General features: G+C 68.5%; 2 protein-coding genes and 2 pseudogenes. All 4 read left to right on the top strand.

Features of this window, described 5'->3' with window-relative positions:
* Positions 1-185: pseudogene (locus WBA11_RS17915) on the top strand (hypothetical protein); the annotation flags it as partial.
* A gap of 326 nt (positions 186-511) precedes the next feature.
* Complete coding sequence (locus WBA11_RS17910) at positions 512-979, top strand: DOMON domain-containing protein (protein ID WP_424521998.1); 468 nt, start codon at positions 512-514, stop codon at positions 977-979.
* Between the two features lie 23 nt (positions 980-1,002).
* Positions 1,003-1,452: a RidA family protein gene (locus tag WBA11_RS17905; RefSeq protein ID WP_424521997.1), complete on the top strand. Its 450-nt coding sequence runs from the start codon at positions 1,003-1,005 to the stop codon at positions 1,450-1,452.
* Positions 1,453-1,495: 43 nt separating this feature from the next.
* Positions 1,496-1,735: pseudogene (locus WBA11_RS17900) on the top strand (hypothetical protein); the annotation flags it as partial.

Below are 1,735 nucleotides of genomic sequence, written 5' to 3'. Positions count from 1 at the left end.
AGGCGACGGCTCAGACCGGCGCGCTCATGGAGAGCATGTTCGACGCCTACCGCCCGAGCGTCCGGGTCCCGGGTGCCTGCCCCCACCCGACGCGGCTCGTCGAGTCGGCCGCTACCCAGCCGGTCGTCGGCGCCTGCACGCGACACCGAGTGCCTACCGCCCGACGCTGCCCCAGCATCTCGTGAGCAAGGGTCTCATCTCGGACGCCCAACTCGAGACCGTCCCCCGGGCGGGTGGTGCGCACGCGGAGCACCTTCCCAGCAGCGGGGAGGAGGTCGGACCGAGGCAGATGTCCTCTGGACAGGTCGAGCGACCGGTTCCGGGTGTGGGAACGTAGTCCGTCAGTGACTGGGCACTCCTGTCTGTCGGTGAGGACGGTCTGTAGAGGATAAACTATTATGTTGCCTGGGCAACATATATTCAGCCTCTTGAGCTTCCACCCTCTCCGTCGGCAATCGATCCAATGGCCTGCCGCGCTCTTCTGCTCCCCGTCCTGCTGCTGGGAATCTCCATGTGTACACCCGCCAGTCCCCCGCCTATTCCGACCGGCACCGTGTCGTCGGGTGGCATCACGTTTTCGTGGGCGCACATCGACGGCGAGCTTCGGTGTCGCGTGCAGGCGCCGACGACCGGCTGGGTAGCCATCGGCTTCAACGAGGTCGCTGGGCTCGCCGGGACACACCTGGTGATGGGCGCCTTCGTGAACGGTGAGGCGGTGGTGTCGGACCGTACCATCGTTGCGCCCGGAGACCATCGGCAGATCGAGGACGTGGGCGGCGTCTCCGAGTTGAGCCAGACGAGTGGGACGGAGCGCGACGGCACCACCGAGATCTCGTTCACCCTGCCCGTTACGACGGCCCATGCGGGGTCGCACGACCTGCGCCAAGGGACGACGGTCCACCTGCTCCTGGCCTACAGCGTGGCCGACGAGTTCGACCACCACTCCCGCGTACGCCGTCACCTGACGGTCCGGCTGTGACGGTGCCGACCGACGCAGCGGATGTGCCACCCAAGCCCGACGGCCATGCGCTGGGGGATACCGTCCGCCACGTGCATCCGCCGGGATTCGCTCGGATCCCGCACCTGACCCAGGTCGTCACGGCCGGGCGTCTGGTCGCGTGCTCGGGTCAGGTGGCCCTGGACGTAAACGGCGCTGTGGTCGGCGGCGACGATCTGGGGGCGCAGGCCGAGCGGACCTTCGAGAACCTCGGCCGAGCGCTTGGCGCCGTCGGTGGCTCGCTGGACTCGGTGATCAAACTCACCCTCTACGTCGTCGACTTCCAAGCCCAGGACCTGACGACGATCGCACGCGCCCTCCAGTCGACGTTCTCCGCCGACCGGATGCCCGCGAACACCCTCGTCGGCGTCCAGGCGCTCGCCCGGCCGAACTTGAGGGTCGAGGTGGATGCGTGGGCCGTCGTGCCGGATCTGGAGGGGGAGGTGGCCGAGTAGCCGCCGCTCGCGAGCGCTATCGTAGACCCGTCCCCCGCCTCCGATGCCTGACCCTCTCGACCCCATCGCCGACGTGTCATCGCTCGACATCGCTCTGGCGTACCGCGTTCACCGGCTGGCGCGGCTCCTCCGGGTCCACCTCACGCGCGTCCTCGCCACATCGGCGCCCGGCGTCTCGCCCGAACAGTGGTTTTTGCTGTTCCGCCTGTTCGAGCGCGGCGGCCGCAGCCAGTCCGAGCTGACCGACCCCATCCTTGACGACCGGCCCAACGTGTCGCGCCAA

The sequence above is a fragment of the Rubrivirga sp. genome (assembly GCF_049648075.1).
Lineage (GTDB): Bacteria > Bacteroidota > Rhodothermia > Rhodothermales > Rubricoccaceae > Rubrivirga.
The sequence above is the reverse complement of the archived record's forward strand: the minus strand, read 5'-3'. Positions and strand labels throughout refer to the sequence as shown.

Excerpts from the sequence above, each read along its gene's own strand:
- WBA11_RS17910 (WP_424521998.1), top strand. The coding sequence starts at position 512 with ATGTGTACACCCGCCAGTCCCCCGCCTATTCCGACCGGCACCGTGTCG.